Genomic DNA, 18,923 nt, shown 5'->3' with positions numbered 1-18,923 from the left:
TTGGCTCTAATTATTGGTTTAACCGGTGGGATCGCCAGCGGTAAAACAACGGTATCCAATCTTTTTCATTCTCAATTTAATATTGATGTTGTCGATGCGGATATCGTCGCTCGTCAAGTTGTTGAGCCCGGGACTGTTGGTATTGAAAAGATCGCTCAACATTTTGGTTACGACGTTCTCTTCGATAATGGCGAATTAAACCGAGCGAGATTAAGAGAACGGATTTTTTCCGATCCCAATGATAAAGCTTGGTTGAATGAATTGCTGCATCCCATGATTCGCGAAAAGATGCTAGCGGATTTAAATCAAGTCACCTCCCCTTATGCATTACTTGTTGCTCCACTGCTCATCGAAAACAAGCTTCAGTCAATGGTAGATCGTATCCTAGTGGTCGATGTAAGTGAACAGACCCAGCTAGAGCGAACCATTTCAAGAGACAATGTGTCACTCCAGCAAGCTGAATCTATCTTGAAATCACAAGCGACCAGGCAGCAACGATTGCAGTTTGCTGATGACGTGGTTAAAAATGATACGAAAAACGGGGGAATTTTGTCTCAAGTCACAGAATTACACCAAAAGTATCTGGCTATTTGTAGAGAAAATCAGTCAAAATAGAACGGAACAGACCTAAGGCTTAGTTAGATGACCACCCACAGATTTGAACACCCATTAAATGAAAAGACTCGTATTTACCTGAGAGTAGAATCTCTCCTCAGGCAACTGCACCTGTCTTCTACATTTGAGGATGGTCAACAGTACCAATTGTTTTTCCGTTCTCTTTTCGATCTGCTTGAAATATTTGAGCAAATCCAACTGAAAAGTGAGCTTGCAAAAGATATTGAGAAGCAGCGTCAAACTTACAAAAGCTGGTTAAACGTCGATGGTGTTGATCAAGAAATGTTACTCAGCGTTTTAAAAGAGGTGGATAGTATCCATCGCAACTTGATGGCCGCTGAACGCTTTGGACAATCTCTAAAAGAAGAACGCTTCCTAAGTGCAATTCGCCAACGCTTTAACCTTCCGGGTGGTTCGTGCTGTTTTGATCTTCCGGCACTGCATTACTGGCTTCACCTTCCTTTAGATAAAAAAACCAGAGACGCAAAGCTTTGGACGAGTACATTGCGACCTCTTTCCGACGCACTCAGCTTGTGGTTAAAGCTAACCCGTGAGACTGGTCATTTTAAACCGCAAATTGCTCGTAGTGGTTTTTTCCAAAGTGATGCTGAAGAAGCCAATATCCTGCGCCTGTCTATTCCGCTCGATTATGGTGTCTATCCAATGATTTCTGGCCACAAGAACCGTTTCGCGATTAAGTTTATGTCATTTGAAACTGGTCAAGCAGGCACTCAAGACGTAGAATTTGAGTTAGCAATTTGTAGTTAGAGTTAAATACTAAACTCTCAGATCAGGAAGAAAGATGTCGAACAAACCAACCATCGTAAAATGCCCCCAATGTGAAGCTGACGTAGAATGGGGAGAGCAAAGCCCTCATCGTCCTTTCTGTAGCAAGCAGTGTCAAATGATTGATTTTGGAGAGTGGGCGGACGAAGAAAATTCAATTCCAGGCGCACCAGATATGTCCGATTCTGATGGCTGGTCTGAAGATCCTTATTAATCCACTGGATGGCAACTTATCGATTTAGCTAGCATCACCCAATAAATGCCATGATTCAGAAACAAAAAAGCGGAGCCATGAGGCTCCGCTTTTATTATGAGAATGCAAAAAGAATTACTTCTTAGCAAGTTTCTCTCTAATACGAGCAGACTTACCAGAACGCTCACGTAGGTAGTACAACTTGGCACGACGTACTGCACCACGGCGTTTAACTTCGATGCCGTCAACAATTGGTGAGTGAGTTTGGAATGTACGCTCTACGCCTTCACCGTTCGAGATTTTACGAACTGTAAATGCAGAGTGTAGACCACGGTTACGAATAGCGATCACAACACCTTCGAACGCTTGTAGACGCTCACGGTCACCTTCTTTTACCTTAACCTTAACTACAACAGTATCACCTGGTGCGAATTTAGGAAGGTCTGATTTCATTTGCTCTTGCTCAAGAGCGTTGATGATATTACTCATTTGTAAATACCCTAGAATAAACTGATACTAAATTTAATAGGTTACTGCTTGCTTTTCGTTGAGAGACGTTGCTCTTTTACGAATTCAGCCAGTAATTGTTCCTGTTCGTCAGTCAGAGCTAGGTTTTCCAGAAGCTCTGGTCTTCTAAGCCAAGTACGGCCTAACGATTGTTTCAATCGCCAGCGACGAATGTCTTGGTGATTTCCGGATTTCAGTACCACTGGTACTTCTGCTCCATCCAACACTTCAGGACGCGTGTAATGTGGACAATCTAACAAGCCATTTGCAAAAGAATCCTCTTCTGCTGAAGCAAAATCCCCTAATACCCCTGGAATAAACCGAGATACAGAGTCAATTAACGTCATGGCAGGCAGTTCGCCCCCTGTCATTACAAAATCACCAATTGACCATTCTTCGTCAACTTCGGATTGAATAATGCGCTCATCTACCCCTTCGTATCGACCACAAATAAGAAGCAAGTTCTCACTTGTTGCCAATTCTTCAACTCCCTGTTGGTCGAGTTTTCGACCTTGAGGAGAAAGGTAAATCACTTTCGTCTTTCCCGGAGATGATTTCTTAGCTGTTTGGATAGCATCGCGCAAAGGCTGAACCATCATTAACATGCCAGGACCACCACCGTAAGGTCTGTCATCAACAGTGCGATGTTTGTCATGAGTGAAATCACGAGGATTCCAAGTCTCAATAGACAAAAGACCTTTTTTTACCGCTTGACCTGTTACTCCGAAGTCGGTAACTGAACGGAACATTTCAGGAAATAGGCTAATAATGCCAACCCACATGTGTTCTCTCGCTCTATACGTTATAAGGAGTTAGAAACCAGGATCCCAGTCAACTTCGATCCGGCGAGCTTCGCGATCAACATTTTTGATCACTTGCTCTTCAAGGTACGGGATTAACCGTTCCTTTTGGCCAAAAGCATCTTTAAGATTAGCTTTCACTACAAGAACATCGTTGGAGCCCGTCTCTAATAGGTCAGTGACCTCACCAAGAGAATATCCCTTAGTGGTTACGACTTGCATACCAAACAATTCACGCCAGTAGAATTCTTCTTCTGACAACTCTGGTAATGAGGCTGGGTCAATAGCAATTTCGAAATTAGTCATCAGTTGCGCTTCTTCACGAACTTCTAACCCTGCTAGTTTACATACATAGCCTTGACCATGACGTTTCCAGCTTTCTACTTTGTACTCAACCCATTTGCCCTTTTGGTTTAAATACCAAGGAGCATAATCAAAAATACTTTCAGCATTGTCTGTGTAGGAGAATACTTTAAGCCAGCCACGAATGCCGTAAGTAGACCCAAGTTTACCCACCACAATTCTTTCGTTTTGCTCACTCATTGATTCTTTATCCTTCATCGACATAAGCTATTTCTCTATAAATAAAGAATTAAGCCGCTTTTTGAGCGTCTTTAACTAGCTTAGCAACACGGTCAGATAGAGATGCACCTTGACCAACCCAGTGGTTAACGCGATCTAGATCTAAACGTAGGCCTTCTTCTTGGCCAGTTGCAGTAGGGTTAAAGAAACCTACTTTCTCGATGAAACGGCCAGTTACAGAATTACGGCTGTCCGCTACTACGATTTGATAAAATGGACGCTTCTTCGCGCCGTGACGTGCCAAACGAATGGTAACCATATCGTCCTCTTTGCTTTCTTAAAAATAAAATTAACCCCAATAACCATTTTCTTAACGAAATAGCTTGGGGTCTCGTGCCAAATTAAAGCCCCGGAATTTTACTCTTATTCAGAGTCAATGCAAGGGCTTTAGTTATTTTTTCGCCACTATCGAGTTCGTAAACTTTCTGTGACAGAGCTAACAGATTGATAAATTAGGCGACAGAATTATCTTCCGAAGCCACCCATTCCTCCCATGCCGCCCATCATGCCTTGCATGTTGCGCATCATTCCTTTCATTCCACCCTTCTGCATTTTTTTCATCATTTTCTGCATTTGGGTGAACTGTTTAAGTAGACGGTTAACATCTTGCACTTGAGTACCAGAACCTGCCGCAATACGTTTTTTACGCGATCCTTTGATCAATTCAGGGTGCAGGCGCTCTTTCATTGTCATAGAGCTAATGATCGCTTCCATCTGCTTAAACATTTTGTCATCAACTTTATCTTTGATGTTATCTGGCAGGTTACTCATTCCAGGGAGCTTATCCATCATCCCCATCATGCCGCCCATATTTTGCATCTGACCAAGCTGTTCACGGAAATCTTCTAAATCAAAGCCTTTCTTTTCTTTAAACTTCTTCGCTAACTTTTCAGCTTTTTCTGTATCGACATTACGCTGTAAGTCTTCGATCAGTGACAATACGTCACCCATTCCAAGGATACGTGATGCAACACGCTCAGGGTGGAATGGTTCTAAAGCATCAGTTTTTTCACCTACACCTAAGAATTTAATCGGTTTACCTGTGATATGACGCACCGATAAAGCAGCACCACCACGCGCATCACCATCGACTTTAGTCAGAATCACACCAGTAAGAGGAAGTGCATCACCAAAGGCTTTCGCGGTGTTTGCCGCATCTTGACCGGTCATTGCATCAACAACAAATAGAGTTTCTACCGGAGTGATGGCTGTATGCAGATCTTGAATCTCTGACATCATATCTTCATCGATAGCAAGGCGACCTGCGGTATCGACAATTAGTACGTCATAGAATTTCTTCTTCGCATGATCAATAGCAGCATTAGCAATAACCAATGGTTTTTGATCTGCCGATGATGGGAAGAAATCAACACCTACTTCACCCGCAAGTGTTTCAAGTTGTTTGATCGCTGCCGGACGATATACATCGGCAGAAACCACAAGCACTTTCTTCTTATCTCTTTCTGTCAGTAACTTCGACAGCTTAGCCACACTGGTGGTTTTACCTGCACCTTGTAAGCCTGCCATTAAAATGACGGCTGGTGGCTGAGCGGCTAAATCTAACGCTTCATTAGATTCGCCCATCACAGCTTCAAGCTCTGACTGAACTATTTTTATGAACTCTTGACCCGGAGTGAGCGATTTAGAAACCTCTACTCCAACCGCGCCTTCTTTTACGCGCTTTACGAAATCACGAATAACAGGAAGGGCAACGTCTGCCTCAAGAAGCGCCATGCGGACTTCACGTAGTGTTTCTTTAATATTATCTTCGGTCAGTCGACCTTTACCGCTGATGTTCTTCAGCGTCTTGGATAATCGATCAGTTAAATTCTCAAACATATCTATCTCTTCGCTCATTAATGCGATGTATTACGTTTAGTATACCTTAGCCATGAAAAGAGTCATACCCGTTGCTGAAGGCTTCTTTTTAAGTAGTGTTAGGAACTGAGAACTTGCTCAGAATCAATTCTATTGGTTTAGCCCATAGCCCCATAGACGGATGCAGGGTATAATTCCTTCATTAGACAATCATTTTTGTAGGAAACATGGACAGCTTAATTGCTATAGTTGCAGCGATTCTCTACGTGATGGCAATCGCGATGATCGTACCGGGCCTTGCACATCAAACCGGGATCCGAGCAAAAACAGTATTAGTTAGCGCTTCTTTGGCGTTGCTTTTTCATGCTTGGTTACTCAGCGATCTGATTCTGAATGGCTCAGGGCAGAACTTAAGTATTCTCAACGTTGCCTCTTTGATAAGCTTTATTATCTCAGTGGTCATGAGTGCTGCCATGCTAAAAACCCGCCTGTGGTTCTTATTACCTGTGGTTTATAGTTTTGCTGCTATCAATTTAAGTGCCGCCACATTTTTACCAAGCACCTTTGTTACCCACCTTGAAAATGATCCAAAACTACTGATTCATATCTCTTTTGCTCTATTTTCTTATTCAACTCTAACCATTGGTGCTTTATATGCACTTCAATTAGCCTGGTTAGATTACAAACTGAAAAATAAGAAAGCACTGTCTATTAATCCAAACCTTCCGCCTTTAATGATGGTTGAAAGACAACTTTTCAAGATCATTTTAATTGGAACAGCATTATTAACCGGAACCTTAATCACTGGTTTTGTGTTCGTACAAGATATGTTTGCTCAAGGGAAAGCGCATAAAGGTATTCTCTCTTTTATTGCTTGGATTATTTACTCTGTACTTTTATGGGGTCACTACCATAAAGGATGGCGCGGAAGGAAAGTCACTTGGTTTGCCGTTGCTGGTGCCACTTTGCTAACTCTTGCCTATTTTGGTAGCCGATTCGTGCGAGAAATCATTTTAAACTAGTGCATTACGGTGCCTAATATCATTGAATGAAGGTGCATTGATTGCACCTTTGTTTTATCAAAAAATCGACATTCATAAAAAATTGACATCACGACCATCTTCGGTCATTAATTAAGCCGCTATATAAAAAGGAATAAAATAGTTTTGGACGACATATCTACGGGTATCTTATTTGCGCTACTCGCGTGTCTCATTGTTATTTCAGGTTATTTTTCAGGTTCAGAAACTGGGATGATGTCTCTGAATCGTTACCGCCTAAAGCATTTAGCCAGTACTGGTCATAAAGGGGCGAAACGTGTAGAAAAGCTATTGAGCCGACCTGATCGTCTTATTGGCCTAATCTTAATCGGTAACAACCTTGTCAATATTTTAGCCTCAGCGATTGCCACGATCATTGGCATGAGGCTGTATGGGGATCTTGGGGTTGCCATTGCGACTGGTGCGTTGACTATGGTCGTACTCGTTTTTGCTGAGGTGACACCAAAAACGTTAGCAGCACTTTATCCAGAAAAAGTGTCATATGCGAGTAGTATCCTGCTTGGCATCTTAATGAAACTTCTGTCGCCCCTCGTCATTTTAGTCAACTTTATTACTAACGGCTTTATCCGAGTGCTTGGGATAAAAGTTAAACATGGCGCGAAAGATCACCTAAGCTCTGAAGAATTAAGAACCGTCGTGAATGAAGCGGGGAATCTTATTCCACGCCGTCACCAAGATATGTTGGTGTCTATCTTAGATTTAGAGCATGTCACGGTGAATGACATTATGGTGCCGCGTAATGAGATTACTGGTATCGATATTAACGATGACTGGAAATCGATCGTTAGGCAACTCACTCACTCACCTCATGGTCGCATAGTGCTATACCGAGACCAAATAGATGAAGTGGTGGGTATGCTTCGCCTACGTGAAGCGTACCGTCTGATGCTTGAAAAAAATGAATTCAACAAAGAAACGTTATTACGAGCAGCCGATGAGGTGTATTACATTCCGGAAGCGACACCACTGAATGTCCAAATTCTAAAATTCCAACGCAATAAAGAGCGAATTGGTCTGATTGTCGACGAGTATGGTGACATTAATGGCTTAATCACTTTAGAAGATATTTTAGAAGAGATTGTCGGTGAGTTTACAACATCCATTGCGCCTAGTTTATCGGAAGAGATCACGCCACAGAATGATGGCAGTTTCTTAATTGAAGGCAGTGCCAATATTCGAGATATCAACAAAGGGTTAAAATGGACATTACCTACCGATGGACCAAGAACATTAAACGGGTTGATATTGGAACATTTAGAAGATATTCCTGAAAGCCACTTAAGTGTGCAGGTCTCTAACCACCCAATGGAAATCGTTGAACTCGAAGAGAATCGCATTAAATTGGTCCGTGTTTTTCCTTCACTTGAAGAATCTGCTTAGCAGAGCCATATTTATATGAGTCCACAAAAAAGGGGTGATACGAATGTATCACCCCTTTTTTAATGCTCTGTCTATTCGAGATAAAAAATCAATCTATTTTAAGCTCTTGTAACATAGACTCAGGTAGAGCCAATTCATCATTTTTATTCACCTCAATTCCAGCATCAATGATGGCTTGAGCGATATCTTGAGCCTGTTCCAGCGAGTGCATGCTTGCCGTTCCACACTGGTACTCATTTAGCTCTGGGATTTTATTTTGGCTCTCGACTTTGAGTACATCTTTCATTGCGGCAAGCCAAGCAGTTGCGACTTGCTCTTCAGAAGGTGTACCAATTAAGCTCATGTAAAAACCGGTACGACAGCCCATCGGTGAAATATCAATAATCTCGATCGACTCATCGTTTAAATGTGCACGCATGAACCCAGCATATAAATGCTCTAAGGTATGAATACCTCGTTCAGACAAAATATCCTTATTTGGAGCCGTAAAACGCAAATCAAACACCGTAATAGTATCGCCTTTTGGGGTTTGCATCTTCTTGGCTACTCGTACCGCTGGCGCATTCATACGGGTATGATCGACAGTAAAACTATCCAGTAACGGCATTGCTCATCTCCTTGCAATTTACTCTAACAAGCCAGTTAAAAAAACCAGCTGCGATTGTCTTCTAGCTCTTGTCGGCACTGTTTTAGCTGCCCACCATAATTCTTTGCTTGCTGCTCGACTTTTCGAGCGATTTTTTTCAGTGTAGGTTTACCTTGATAACTTTTACGTTTGAAGCCACCACGGCCTTCATGGTAAGCCAAATATTGATTATAAGGGTCCCACTTTGATATCCCTAGCTGACGCTGAGTCTCGCTTGTATACCAACCAACAAACATTAATGAGTCATCAAAATTCGTTCTCGAACCACCATGATTCGTTGCCTTCTGAAAGTCTTCCCACGCCGGGTCCTGAGCTTGCGCATAGCCATAAGCACTGCTCACTCGACCCCACGGGATGAAACCTAAAATGTAGTCTTTCGGAGGCCTCGCATCATGGCGAAAACTACTCTCTTGTTTAACGAATGCCATGGCGACGTTAATCGGAGTACCCCACTCATCTTCCATCTCTAAAGCATCATCATACCAGCTTGGGTTTTCACGAAAAATTTCACAAAGGTTACTTTGTTTTTTCGGTGGTGGTGTTGCACAACCCGCTAATGTAAAAACAAATACTGCGATCAAAATTGAACGAAACACATGACATCCTTGGCTATTATCGATTATTTGTCATCACTATTCAGGTATGAGAAATAATCACTTAAAAATGCATCAAAACTCGCGGTATCCGACTGTTCAATCTCTTTTTGAGCAACAATCGAACGCTGCACTTCTTGCTCCATTAACTCCGCAGAATAATGTTTAAACTGATGCTGAAGGTGCTCGTCACGGAACGCTTTTCCTAGCTCGCAACCAAGATTACCTAGCCCCCCCATCTCTTTCGTCTTCTCTAAAAGTTGACCTGAAATGGTAAGTTCTGGTTCATCAATCCAGCCTGATAGCTTATGGCAAACATCTTGATAATCTGTTCCACCTAACTCAGAATCCATCAGCTTTGCGATATCCATTAAATCAACAAACACGCGCTTAGCCCACTGCTGTAGCGTGAGTTTTTCGCCATGACAGCCAATTTGAAGCTCTAAACCAGGCTTACGACCTTCTAAAATGACTTTATTCCAATTGTCACGCCAGCACTCTAACTCGCAGTTGTTCATCTCTTCGGAGTCTGACAGTACGCTCCAAGTTAAAAACAGGTCCAAAAACCTCACTTGATCGTCTGTGATGCCGATGGAGCTGAATGGGTTCACATCTAAAGACCGAACCTCAATGTATTCAACGCCAGCTCTGGCTAGTGCTTCTGACGGTTTTTCACCGCTCTTAGCAACACGCTTAGGACGAATAGGTGCATACAATTCATTCTCAATTTGCAGAACATTACTGTTCAACTGGCGATGTTCGCCTTCGACTTTGATGCCGATTTCTGCAAATTCATCAGAAGGAGTATGAATCGCTTGATTCAACCCTTCCAAGTATTGGTCTAAACCATTAAAGCCAATTTTCAATGAGCTTTGTGCATTATTGGTGTAGCCCAAATCACTTAAACGCAATGATGTTGCTTGCGGTAAGTAAAGTGTTTTGCCTATGTTTTCAAACGGCAAGTTACTTTCTCGCCCTTGAATAAACGAAGAGCACAAAGCAGGTGAAGCGCCAAAGAAGTAAGGGATCAACCAACCAAAGCGGTAATAATTACGAATTAATCCAAAGTAAGCGTCTGACTTCGATGCTTCGCGATCGCTTTGTACCTGCTCACCATATAATGCATCCCAAAATGATTCAGGGAATGAGAAGTTAAAATGCACACCAGATATGATTTGCATCAGGCTGCCATAACGGCGTTTCAAACCTTCACGATATAAGGTTTTCATTTTGCCTGTATTTGATGAGCCATATTGAGCTAATTGAATATCCTCTTCGTCGCCTACATAGCAAGGCATGGAAAGAGGCCACAACTTCTCATTATCTAATTTGGTTTGGGTAAAGTGATGCACATCTTTAAGCTGTGCCAATAGTGTGTTCACGTCATTCGATACTGGCGTTATAAATTCCAGTAAAGATTCAGAAAAGTCAGTGGTAATCCATTCGTTTGTTAACGCTGAACCTAAGCTTTTCGGATGAGGCGTTAATGCTAAACGACCATCTTTTCCATAACGTAATGTTTCACGCTCTACACCACGGCCAAATTGTGAAAACACAACGGGATTATCTGCAACTTTTTTAAGTCGCGCAGCAAAATCAGTCAAAATTCAGTTCACTTATCTTATATCGTTCTTATTCGAACCATTATAATTCGTTGGCCCATGTAAAAGAGGCTTCGAGAGAGACATATGGCCTCTCCCTATTTAATGTGTGCTCTAATGGATAATTTCAAGCTCTACGACAGGAATATCCAATTTTTCTAGCTCAGGTTTGAGGGTTTTGGCATCTCCTACCACTATAAATTGGTAGTCGTTTGGATCAAACCATTTGCGGGCTAAATTGTTCAACGTCTCTTTATCCACCATTTCTACAATGTCGTTGCGCTGCTGTAAGTAATCTTCGTCTAAGCTAAATGCTAAGATGTTACTCAACAACATTGCTTTTTGAGCTGGCGTTTCGTACTTCAAAGCGTCCTGCTGTCCTACCGCCAAGCGCATAAAATCAACTTCATCTTGGGTCAGTCCACTAATACTGATTTCTTGTAACTCATTTTGCAGTTCAATAATAGATGCTACCGTCACATCCGCACGAACTTGAGCATTAAAGACGATGGCCCCGGTCTCCCTATTACTTGCAAAGTAGCTACCAGCACCATAGGTATAACCTTTATCTTCACGTAAATTTTGATTTATGCGACTATTGAAATTACCGCCTAAGTTAAAGTTTGCCAATTGACTTAAGTACAACTCACCAGTGGCATCAAATGGCAGCCCTTTTCTCACCATACGAACGATGCTTTGAGGAGCGCCCGGCTTATCAACAAGATAAAGTTTCTGCTCTGTTAGTGGCTTGACAATTTGTGGCCTCAGCAACGGAGCTGCCTCAGCTTCCCAACTTTCGATAAAAGAGAGCTCTTTTTTGATCTCACGTTTGGATACATCTCCCACAACAATAATATGAGCACCTTGTGGCGTGTAGTTATCTCGGTAGAAGTTTTTAATATCTTGTAGCGTGATTGATTTGATCGATTGCTCAGTACCATCACTTGAGCGTGCAAAGATAGAGTCACCGAAGAGCACTTGTCTCGTCGCTTGTGAAGCCATCCAGCTCGGTTGTTGGTGTTGATAAACCACACCTTCTAACATCTGCATTTTTAGCCGCTCAAAATCGTCTAGCTCAAAGGCAGGCGTAAAGAGTTGCTCTTCCACAATCGCTAATGTTTCCGATAAATTTTGCTTCAGAGATGAAACGGTGATCTTGGTTGTATAAGCGCCAGCACTAATATTAATCGTACTACCTAATCTATCCAATTGTGCTTGAAGGGCTTCAATGGAGTGAGCTTGAGTCCCCTCTTCCATCATAGCGGCAGTGAAATTTGCTAACCCCTCTTTTCCTCGTGGAACATATCGCTCTCCTGCTGGAAGTTGGATTTGCAATTGTACGGTTGGCGTTTCATTGCTCACGGTTCCAAGTAACTCAGTACCATTGGTGTAATGGAGCTTATATAGGCTCGGCATTTCAGCTTTTACCGCTTGAGCTACTTCGGGGATTTGTGAGCGATCAAACTCATCGACTGCACGACGGTAAACAAGTTGATCATCGGTCACTTTCTTATATTCAGGAAGTGTTCGATCAGGAGTGGTAAAGGTTGCTTTTCTGACAGCTAGCTTTTGTTCTCCCTTAGGAATAACGCTTAACGTTACTTTCGCTTTACCTTTGATGAAATCATCGTAGGCTTTTTCTACCGACTCAGGAGAGACAGATCGAATCTGATTTAGTTTAGACTCTAATCGATCTGGCTGACCATAAAATGTTTGGTTTGACGCTAATTGTGACACTTTCCCACGTACACTCTGCAATGCAAAAACGGCATTCGCTTCTGCACTACCTGTTATTTGATCAAGTCTTTCTTGCTCGACACCTTGCGCTTCAAACTGCTCAAGTGTAGCCATCACTTCTGAATATAAATGGGTAAGATCGCCTTTATCTCCAGAGTCACCCATGGCATAGACGTAAAGGGTACAGGCTAATTCTGCACAATCTTGAAATGCACCTGCATCTACCGCTTTTTGCGTCTTTATTAGGTTTTGATATAAGTAGCTATTGGTGCCGCTACCTAACACGTTTGCCAGTGCATTCACTGAAGATTCGCTGGAGTCTCCGCGATAAGTGGTAGGCCAACCGATAAGAACCATCGGCTGACGAATTCGGTCTTCTAATGTGATGTATCGATCTTCGTTCAATACTGCGGGCGCTTTCGGTGCATTTTCAACATCAGGTCCTGATGGAATCGACCCAAAATATTGATTCACCCACTCTAACGTTTGATCAACATCGATATCACCACCAATGGTAATTACCGCATTATTGGGACCATACCAACGCAAGAAGAATGCTTTAAGATCATTAACATCAACTCGATCTAAGTCTTCAATATAGCCGATAGTCTGCCAGGAATATGGGTGACCTTCGGGATAAAGCGCTTCTCCCATTTTCTCCCACATCAAACCATATGGACGGTTATCGTAACTCTGCGCACGTTCATTTTTTACGGTATCTCTTTGTATCTCAAACTTCTTCTGAGAAACCGCATTTAATAGAAAACCCATCCGATCCGATTCAAGCCACAACATTTTTTCTAGCTGGTTCGAAGGCACGGTTTCGAAGTAGTTTGTTCGATCACGATTGGTGGTGCCATTAAGTGTTCCACCAGCTTCAGTAATGATCTTAAAGTGTTGCTGATCACCCACATGCTCAGATCCTTGAAACATCATATGCTCAAAAAAATGCGCAAAGCCAGATTTACCAATCTCTTCACGAGCGGAACCAACATGATAAGTCACATCGACATGAACAAGAGGATCAGAATCATCAGGCGATAAGATAACGGTTAACCCATTATCTAATAGATATTTTGAATATGGGATCATGACCTTATCAGCGCTAGAGTCGACCTCTTCAACAAGAGTGACGCCTTTAGGCAATGATGAGAAGAAAGGAACCGATACTGGTACTTGAGATGAGCAGCCATAGAGGGCGATGAGGGATAAAGCACCAAGACAAACTTTTTTCATTAGTTCTCCTTAAAAATTGATAGCAAAAATATCATCGGTGAAATACTGAGAGCAACAGAAAAAATCTATAAATCAAATAACGATATACGATGATAAATACATTAAAAAAGCTCTAAAAAAACAGCCGATAAAACACCGTAACGCAATGCTTTACCGATAAAAACTAAAATCATGCATGGCCAAAACTTCATCCTTAACCAACCAGCAGCAAGGCATAACGGATCGCCTATAATGGGAAGCCAACTTAAAAGCATCGTCCAATAGCCATATTTTTTTAACCAAGCTAATGCTTTATGACCATGTTTATCCTGCTCAGTTCGATTAGGAAGCCAAATACCGATCCAATAATTGGTTAACCCCCCAAGCGTATTGCCTGTGGTCGCTATCAATATGATGCTTAAAACTGGAAATTGATTCAGGCTAAGTGTGGCAATCACGCTTGCTTCTGAACCACCAGGCAACAAGGTTGCACTCAAAAAGCCACTAAAAAAAAGCACCCATAATGCTGAATCTGAAAACCATAATGCAATACCTTCAAACAGCGCGTTAAAAAGTTCTAGCACTGCATACCCAACAGCACCTTACCGCGAGTATGACCAGTTTCAATTTGGAGGTGAGCGTCTTGGGCTTGTTCCAATGGATAAATTTTATGGATTTCAGTTTTTAATAACCCGACGCTGACCATGTACATCAACGCATCAAGTTGTTCAATATCAGGTTTAACCAACATGCCATTGGCCGTAAAACCTAGAAGCTTTGCTTTCTCACAAATAAGCTCTGCTGACAGGGTTGGAACCGTCACAACTCGCGCGCCATCTTTTAAACATTTAAGTGCATCTAAAGCGATATCGCCTCCGACTAAGTCAATCAGAACATCGACATCAGATACACGCTCTGAAGCTGGTGCAAATTGGTAATTAACCGCGTGGGCCCCTAGATTCGCAAGGTAATCTAAATTCGCTTCACTGCAAGTGGTGTATACCTCAGCTTTGGCTGCAACCGCAATTTGCACCGCAAGATGCCCGACCCCGCCAGCACCAGCTAAAATAAGTACTCTATCGCCCTCTTTAACTTCCGCATTATTGATGGCCTGCGCAGCAGTTTGTCCCGCTAAAGGCAGTGCTGCGGCAGCTTCTAAGGTGATCGCATCCGGCACTGCACACAAATCCGTTTCGGCCACACAGATATATTGGCTATAGCCTCCCCCTTGAAGAGGAAAGCCAATAAAGCCGGCAACATTATCATTGATAGAAAATCGAGTAGACGTTGCTCCACAGGCGACGACTTTCCCTGAAATGTCATACCCAGGAACCCACGGAAGGTTATCTTTATTTTGTGCAGCAGCCCAACCAAGACCGGCTCGAGTTTTGACATCGATAGGGTTCACACCAGAAAAAGCAACCTTAATTAACACTTCATCAGCTTTTGGTACTGGGACCGGTGAGGTTGCCACTGCTAAGGTCTCCGCGGAGCCAAATTCAGTGATTACGATTTGCTTATTTTCCATAGAAAGTCCCTAATCTTGGATTGAGTACATACTGCTATTGTACTTTGATGGGTGTTTATCGCACTTAACAGCAAGTTGTGCACACACCGAAAAAAATAGGTAATAAAAAGGGATGCAATTGCATCCCTTTGACTATAAACCATTTCATACTTATAGGTTAAGCATTAGCGTCTATTTTAACCCGCTAGTGCAAGCAAAATACCAGCCGCTACCGCAGAGCCTAACACACCTGCGACATTTGGCCCCATAGCATGCATTAATAGGAAGTTTTGTGGGTTAGCTTCTAAACCAACCTTATTTACTACCCTTGCCGCCATTGGTACCGCAGAAACACCCGCCGCACCAATCAATGGATTAATGTCCTCTTTCGAGTATTTATTGAGTAATTTAGCCATCAGTACACCTGCAGCCGTACCAATACTAAAGGCAACCGCCCCTAATGCTAAAATACCTAAAGTTTCAAAGTTTAAGAACTTATCAGCTTGCAGTTTAGAACCAACACCTAGGCCTAAAAATATTGTCACAATATTGATTAGCTCATTTTGGGCGGTCTTGGATAGACGATCCACCACACCGGCTTCTCGCATTAAGTTACCCAAACAGAACATACCAACTAATGGCGTTGCTGAAGGTAAGAATAAGATCGTCATAATCAAAACGGCGAGTGGGAATATAGTTTTCTCCATTTTCCCAACATGACGCAGTTGAGCCATTTTAATCTTACGCTCTTCAGGCGTGGTTAACGCTTTCATAATTGGAGGCTGAATAATCGGTACTAACGCCATGTAGCTGTATGCTGCCACCGCAATAGCTCCGAGCAAATCAGGTGATAGCTTACTTGCTAAAAAGATTGCGGTTGGGCCATCTGCGCCACCAATGATGGCAATCGATGATGCATCTGCCATCGAAAATTCCATGCCTGGTACATAGTTAAGTAATATCGCACCAAATAAGGTCGAGAAGATACCAAACTGTGCTGCGGCTCCAAGCCATAGGGTTTTAGGGTTGGCGATCAACGCACCAAAATCCGTCATAGCTCCTACGCCCATGAAGATCAGTAGCGGGAAGACACCCGTTTCAATTCCAACATGGTAAACGTAGTAAAGTAACCCACCCGGATCAGTAAAACCGGCATTAGGTATATTGGCTAATACTGCACCAAAACCAATAGGCAATAGTAGTAAAGGCTCAAATCCTTTCTTGATAGCTAAAAAGAGCAGAATACAGCCAACAAGCATCATGCAAATCTGGCCAAATTCGAAGTTTGCGATCCCTGTTTCCGACCATAAGATCTTTAATCCGTCCATGGTACTCCCTTATGCCAAGCTTAGTAGTGGAGAACCGACAGCTACAGCATCGCCCTCTTTAACGTGTAAGTCTTGAACAATGCCACCACGAGCTGCTCTAACTTCAGTCTCCATCTTCATCGCTTCAAGCAATAGCAGTACGTCGCCTTCAGCAACTTCTGCACCCGCTTGCACATTCACTTTGAAGATATTTCCCGCTAAAGGCGCTGGAACAACTTCACTATCACTTGCTGGAGCAGGAGCCGCAGGGGCTGCTGATTTTGCTGGAGTGACTGATGACAATTGCCCTTGAGGACCCACTTCGACATCGTAAACTTGACCATCAACTTTAACGCTATAAGTTTCCACTGAACCAACAGATGCAGGCGCGGCAACAGGAGCCGTCGCAGCCTGTGCTGATTCTAATGTTGGAGCAGGTTCAAACGCTTCAGGGTTACGGCGGTTTTTAAGGAATTTAAGTCCAACTTGAGGGAATAACGCATAAGTCAGGACATCATCAACGGTATCTTCGGCTAAAGATATGCCTTCTGATTTAGCTTTGCTGAGTAGGTCTGTTGTTAAAGTATCGAGTTCGTCAACCAACAAGTCAGCAGGTCGGCAAGTGATCGCTTCTGCGCCATTGAGAACTTTCGCTTGTAACTCGGCATTCACGGGCGCTGGAGCCGTTCCATATTCACCTTTAAGAACACCAGCTGTCTCTTTGGTAATACTCTTATATCTTTCACCTGTCAGTACGTTAATTACTGATTGAGTCCCTACAATTTGCGACGTCGGTGTCACCAAAGGAATGTAGCCTAAATCTTTACGTACACGTGGGATCTCTTCCAGAACTTCATCAAGACGATCCGCTGCACCTTGCTCTTTTAGCTGCCCTTCCATATTGGTTAGCATGCCACCAGGTACTTGAGCGATCAGGATGCGAGAGTCCACCCCTTTCATCTGCCCTTCCCACTTCGCATACTTTTTACGAACATCACGAAAATATGTCGCAATTGGCTCTATTTGTTCAAGTTTAAGATTTGTATCACGCTCTGTACCTTCAAGCATCGCAACAACGGTTTCAGTTGGTGTATGCCCATAAGTACAGCTCATTGATGAAATAGCCGTATCTAAAATATCAATGCCCGCTTCTACCGCTTTAACAGCCGTCGCCGTTGATAAACCTGTCGTAGCATGGCTATGAAGAGCCAAAGGAACATCACATGACGCTTTAATACGTGTTATCAACTCTTCGGCTTCATAAGGTTTCAGTAAGCCTGACATATCTTTAATGCATAGAGAGTGGCAACCAAGATCTTCTAAACGCTTAGCCAGATCAACCCAAGTATCTGAATTATGAACCGGGCTGGTTGTGTAAGAGAGTGTACCTTGCGCATGGCCACCCACTTTAATTGTGGCCTTAACAGCCGTTTCAAAGTTACGCACATCATTCATCGCATCGAAGATACGAAATACGTCCATACCATTGGTATGCGCACGCTCAACAAATTTCTCAACAACATCATCTGCGTAATGGCGATATCCGAGTAAATTCTGTCCTCGCAATAGCATTTGCATTGGTGTATTTGGCATTGCTTTCTTTAATTCACGTAAACGTTCCCAAGGATCTTCCCCTAAAAATCGAATACACGAATCAAACGTCGCTCCACCCCATGTTTCAAGAGACCAATAACCAACTTTATCCAGCTCTGCCGCAATAGGCAGCATATCTTCAATACGCATACGCGTAGCAAATAGTGACTGGTGGGCATCACGAAGTACCACATCTGTGATCGCTAGTGGTTTAGACATGCTCATTAACTCCTTTTAATACTTACAAATGCTATTTAGCTGTAGAGGTACGGTATTGATGTACCGCAGCCGAAATCGCGGCTACTACACTTGGGCTGATAGCAGAGGATTCTGATGTAACTTTTTTATTTTGAGTGGTAGGTGTGATCGGTGCTGGTACTTCTTCTGGTACCAGTTTGGACATCAACCGAACTACGTAAACTAGAATGGTGAGGAAAATAAAGACGACCGACATCCCCGTAACCATCAGGGTTGCAGCATCTACTAGCAGGCTTCCAATATGTGTCATGTTGCTTCCTTTCTTCGTCATCCTGACATGTGCAGGACTCCACGATTATAAATCCCGACAAAAGGATTATCTCGATTGGTAAAACTTTGTCAATTTTGTTTAAGGAAGAGTTCTATATAAAGCACAAATCAGATGAATATTTGTACACTCAAATCACATAAATCTGATCTTATGGCCTTTTTTAGACTAAAAAACTAGTGAATATTGCCAGATTACTGAAGAAATGGGGTCAATAGTGAGATGAGGTTAAAATTTCTGAGATTAACTAATAAAAACAATTGGTTGTATTATTCAAGTTAACAAGAAGTAATAGAAATGTTAAATACAAAAAAGCCTCGCATTGCGAGGCTTTTTTAATCTCTAAAAGAGAAATAATGGTGCGCGCGGGAGGATTCGAACCTCCGACCGCCTGGTTCGTAGCCAGGTACTCTATCCAGCTGAGCTACGCGCGCACTAAATCGGTGTTACACAATG

General features: G+C 42.7%; 19 protein-coding genes and 1 tRNA gene. 5 read left to right on the top strand and 15 right to left on the bottom strand.

The window, feature by feature from the left end; translation table 11 throughout:
- Genes coaE through yacG form a run of 3 tightly spaced genes read left to right on the top strand, consistent with a single transcriptional unit; the run spans nucleotide 1 to nucleotide 1,615 of the window.
- The gene (coaE, locus tag F0249_RS03615) at nucleotides 1-615 is read left to right on the top strand and encodes a dephospho-CoA kinase (RefSeq protein ID WP_017054171.1); all 615 of its coding nucleotides are present in this window, start codon (nucleotides 1-3) and stop codon (nucleotides 613-615) included.
- A gap of 27 nt (nucleotides 616-642) precedes the next feature.
- On the top strand, nucleotides 643-1,383 hold the full coding sequence (gene zapD / locus F0249_RS03610; protein WP_017054172.1) for a cell division protein ZapD: 741 nt from the start codon (nucleotides 643-645) through the stop codon (nucleotides 1,381-1,383).
- A gap of 34 nt (nucleotides 1,384-1,417) precedes the next feature.
- Nucleotides 1,418-1,615 carry a DNA gyrase inhibitor YacG gene (gene yacG / locus F0249_RS03605; RefSeq protein ID WP_017054173.1) on the top strand — a complete coding sequence of 66 codons (198 nt, stop codon included), beginning with the start codon at nucleotides 1,418-1,420 and terminating at the stop codon, nucleotides 1,613-1,615.
- Nucleotides 1,616-1,729: 114 nt separating this feature from the next.
- On the opposite strand, the gene rplS is transcribed toward yacG, so the two are convergent.
- The 5 genes from rplS to ffh all read right to left on the bottom strand — a co-directional run bounded on the left by rplS (nucleotide 1,730) and on the right by ffh (nucleotide 5,322).
- Nucleotides 1,730-2,083 carry a 50S ribosomal protein L19 gene (gene rplS, locus F0249_RS03600; protein WP_113799265.1) on the bottom strand — a complete coding sequence of 118 codons (354 nt, stop codon included), beginning with the start codon at nucleotides 2,081-2,083 and terminating at the stop codon, nucleotides 1,730-1,732.
- 41 nt (nucleotides 2,084-2,124) lie between these two features.
- The gene (trmD, locus tag F0249_RS03595) at nucleotides 2,125-2,883 is read right to left on the bottom strand and encodes a tRNA (guanosine(37)-N1)-methyltransferase TrmD (protein ID WP_113799267.1); all 759 of its coding nucleotides are present in this window, start codon (nucleotides 2,881-2,883) and stop codon (nucleotides 2,125-2,127) included.
- A gap of 30 nt (nucleotides 2,884-2,913) precedes the next feature.
- Nucleotides 2,914-3,468 carry a ribosome maturation factor RimM gene (rimM, locus tag F0249_RS03590; RefSeq protein WP_113799269.1) on the bottom strand — a complete coding sequence of 185 codons (555 nt, stop codon included), beginning with the start codon at nucleotides 3,466-3,468 and terminating at the stop codon, nucleotides 2,914-2,916.
- Between the two features lie 25 nt (nucleotides 3,469-3,493).
- On the bottom strand, nucleotides 3,494-3,742 hold the full coding sequence (rpsP, locus tag F0249_RS03585; RefSeq protein ID WP_113799271.1) for a 30S ribosomal protein S16: 249 nt from the start codon (nucleotides 3,740-3,742) through the stop codon (nucleotides 3,494-3,496).
- 206 nt (nucleotides 3,743-3,948) lie between these two features.
- The gene (ffh, locus tag F0249_RS03580) at nucleotides 3,949-5,322 is read right to left on the bottom strand and encodes a signal recognition particle protein (RefSeq protein ID WP_171755914.1); all 1,374 of its coding nucleotides are present in this window, start codon (nucleotides 5,320-5,322) and stop codon (nucleotides 3,949-3,951) included.
- Nucleotides 5,323-5,528: 206 nt separating this feature from the next.
- Here ffh and F0249_RS03575 point away from each other — a divergent pair, with 206 nt between their 5' ends.
- Both F0249_RS03575 and F0249_RS03570 read left to right on the top strand, forming a co-directional pair.
- Nucleotides 5,529-6,323 carry an inner membrane protein YpjD gene (locus tag F0249_RS03575; RefSeq protein WP_171755913.1) on the top strand — a complete coding sequence of 265 codons (795 nt, stop codon included), beginning with the start codon at nucleotides 5,529-5,531 and terminating at the stop codon, nucleotides 6,321-6,323.
- Nucleotides 6,324-6,467: 144 nt separating this feature from the next.
- Complete coding sequence (locus F0249_RS03570; RefSeq protein WP_017054180.1) at nucleotides 6,468-7,742, top strand: HlyC/CorC family transporter; 1,275 nt, start codon at nucleotides 6,468-6,470, stop codon at nucleotides 7,740-7,742.
- An 88-nt stretch (nucleotides 7,743-7,830) separates the two neighbouring features.
- Here F0249_RS03570 and luxS read toward each other — a convergent pair whose 3' ends face one another.
- From luxS to F0249_RS03520, 10 genes are all read right to left on the bottom strand, one after another.
- On the bottom strand, nucleotides 7,831-8,349 hold the full coding sequence (luxS, locus tag F0249_RS03565; RefSeq protein ID WP_113799274.1) for an S-ribosylhomocysteine lyase: 519 nt from the start codon (nucleotides 8,347-8,349) through the stop codon (nucleotides 7,831-7,833).
- Between the two features lie 35 nt (nucleotides 8,350-8,384).
- On the bottom strand, nucleotides 8,385-8,984 hold the full coding sequence (locus F0249_RS03560; RefSeq protein ID WP_017054182.1) for a hypothetical protein: 600 nt from the start codon (nucleotides 8,982-8,984) through the stop codon (nucleotides 8,385-8,387).
- 23 nt (nucleotides 8,985-9,007) lie between these two features.
- Complete coding sequence (gene gshA, locus F0249_RS03555) at nucleotides 9,008-10,585, bottom strand: glutamate--cysteine ligase (RefSeq protein ID WP_113799278.1); 1,578 nt, start codon at nucleotides 10,583-10,585, stop codon at nucleotides 9,008-9,010.
- Between the two features lie 111 nt (nucleotides 10,586-10,696).
- Nucleotides 10,697-13,555: a pitrilysin family protein gene (locus tag F0249_RS03550; protein ID WP_171755912.1), complete on the bottom strand. Its 2,859-nt coding sequence runs from the start codon at nucleotides 13,553-13,555 to the stop codon at nucleotides 10,697-10,699.
- Nucleotides 13,556-13,656: 101 nt separating this feature from the next.
- Nucleotides 13,657-14,118: a VTT domain-containing protein gene (locus F0249_RS03545; RefSeq protein WP_171755911.1), complete on the bottom strand. Its 462-nt coding sequence runs from the start codon at nucleotides 14,116-14,118 to the stop codon at nucleotides 13,657-13,659.
- Entirely contained in the window at nucleotides 14,112-15,062 is a 951-nt protein-coding gene (locus F0249_RS03540) for an NADP-dependent oxidoreductase (protein ID WP_171755910.1), read from the bottom strand. Before F0249_RS03540 ends, F0249_RS03545 begins: the two co-directional genes overlap by 7 nt.
- A gap of 176 nt (nucleotides 15,063-15,238) precedes the next feature.
- Nucleotides 15,239-16,369 carry a sodium ion-translocating decarboxylase subunit beta gene (locus tag F0249_RS03535; RefSeq protein ID WP_017054187.1) on the bottom strand — a complete coding sequence of 377 codons (1,131 nt, stop codon included), beginning with the start codon at nucleotides 16,367-16,369 and terminating at the stop codon, nucleotides 15,239-15,241.
- 9 nt (nucleotides 16,370-16,378) lie between these two features.
- A complete protein-coding gene (gene oadA, locus F0249_RS03530) occupies nucleotides 16,379-18,160 on the bottom strand; it encodes a sodium-extruding oxaloacetate decarboxylase subunit alpha (protein ID WP_113799285.1) in 1,782 nt (593 codons plus the stop codon).
- Between the two features lie 31 nt (nucleotides 18,161-18,191).
- Nucleotides 18,192-18,449 carry an oxaloacetate decarboxylase subunit gamma gene (locus F0249_RS03525; RefSeq protein WP_017054189.1) on the bottom strand — a complete coding sequence of 86 codons (258 nt, stop codon included), beginning with the start codon at nucleotides 18,447-18,449 and terminating at the stop codon, nucleotides 18,192-18,194.
- Nucleotides 18,450-18,824: 375 nt separating this feature from the next.
- Nucleotides 18,825-18,901, bottom strand: a tRNA-Arg gene (locus F0249_RS03520).
- Nucleotides 18,902-18,923 lie beyond the last annotated feature (22 nt).

The organism is Vibrio sp. 03-59-1 (genome assembly GCF_013114135.1).
In the GTDB taxonomy this organism is placed as follows: Bacteria; Pseudomonadota; Gammaproteobacteria; order Enterobacterales; family Vibrionaceae; genus Vibrio; species Vibrio cortegadensis.
This window is presented reverse-complemented; position numbering and strand designations above follow the sequence as displayed.

Excerpts from the sequence above, each read along its gene's own strand:
- zapD (WP_017054172.1), top strand. The coding sequence starts at position 643 with ATGACCACCCACAGATTTGAACACCCATTAAATGAAAAGACTCGTATT.
- yacG (WP_017054173.1), top strand. The coding sequence starts at position 1,418 with ATGTCGAACAAACCAACCATCGTAAAATGCCCCCAATGTGAAGCTGAC.
- rplS (WP_113799265.1), bottom strand. The coding sequence starts at position 2,083 with ATGAGTAATATCATCAACGCTCTTGAGCAAGAGCAAATGAAATCAGAC.
- trmD (WP_113799267.1), bottom strand. The coding sequence starts at position 2,883 with ATGTGGGTTGGCATTATTAGCCTATTTCCTGAAATGTTCCGTTCAGTT.
- rimM (WP_113799269.1), bottom strand. The coding sequence starts at position 3,468 with ATGTCGATGAAGGATAAAGAATCAATGAGTGAGCAAAACGAAAGAATT.
- rpsP (WP_113799271.1), bottom strand. The coding sequence starts at position 3,742 with ATGGTTACCATTCGTTTGGCACGTCACGGCGCGAAGAAGCGTCCATTT.
- ffh (WP_171755914.1), bottom strand. The coding sequence starts at position 5,322 with ATGTTTGAGAATTTAACTGATCGATTATCCAAGACGCTGAAGAACATC.
- F0249_RS03575 (WP_171755913.1), top strand. The coding sequence starts at position 5,529 with ATGGACAGCTTAATTGCTATAGTTGCAGCGATTCTCTACGTGATGGCA.
- luxS (WP_113799274.1), bottom strand. The coding sequence starts at position 8,349 with ATGCCGTTACTGGATAGTTTTACTGTCGATCATACCCGTATGAATGCG.
- F0249_RS03550 (WP_171755912.1), bottom strand. The coding sequence starts at position 13,555 with ATGAAAAAAGTTTGTCTTGGTGCTTTATCCCTCATCGCCCTCTATGGC.
- F0249_RS03540 (WP_171755910.1), bottom strand. The coding sequence starts at position 15,062 with ATGGAAAATAAGCAAATCGTAATCACTGAATTTGGCTCCGCGGAGACC.
- F0249_RS03535 (WP_017054187.1), bottom strand. The coding sequence starts at position 16,369 with ATGGACGGATTAAAGATCTTATGGTCGGAAACAGGGATCGCAAACTTC.
- oadA (WP_113799285.1), bottom strand. The coding sequence starts at position 18,160 with ATGTCTAAACCACTAGCGATCACAGATGTGGTACTTCGTGATGCCCAC.
- F0249_RS03525 (WP_017054189.1), bottom strand. The coding sequence starts at position 18,449 with ATGACACATATTGGAAGCCTGCTAGTAGATGCTGCAACCCTGATGGTT.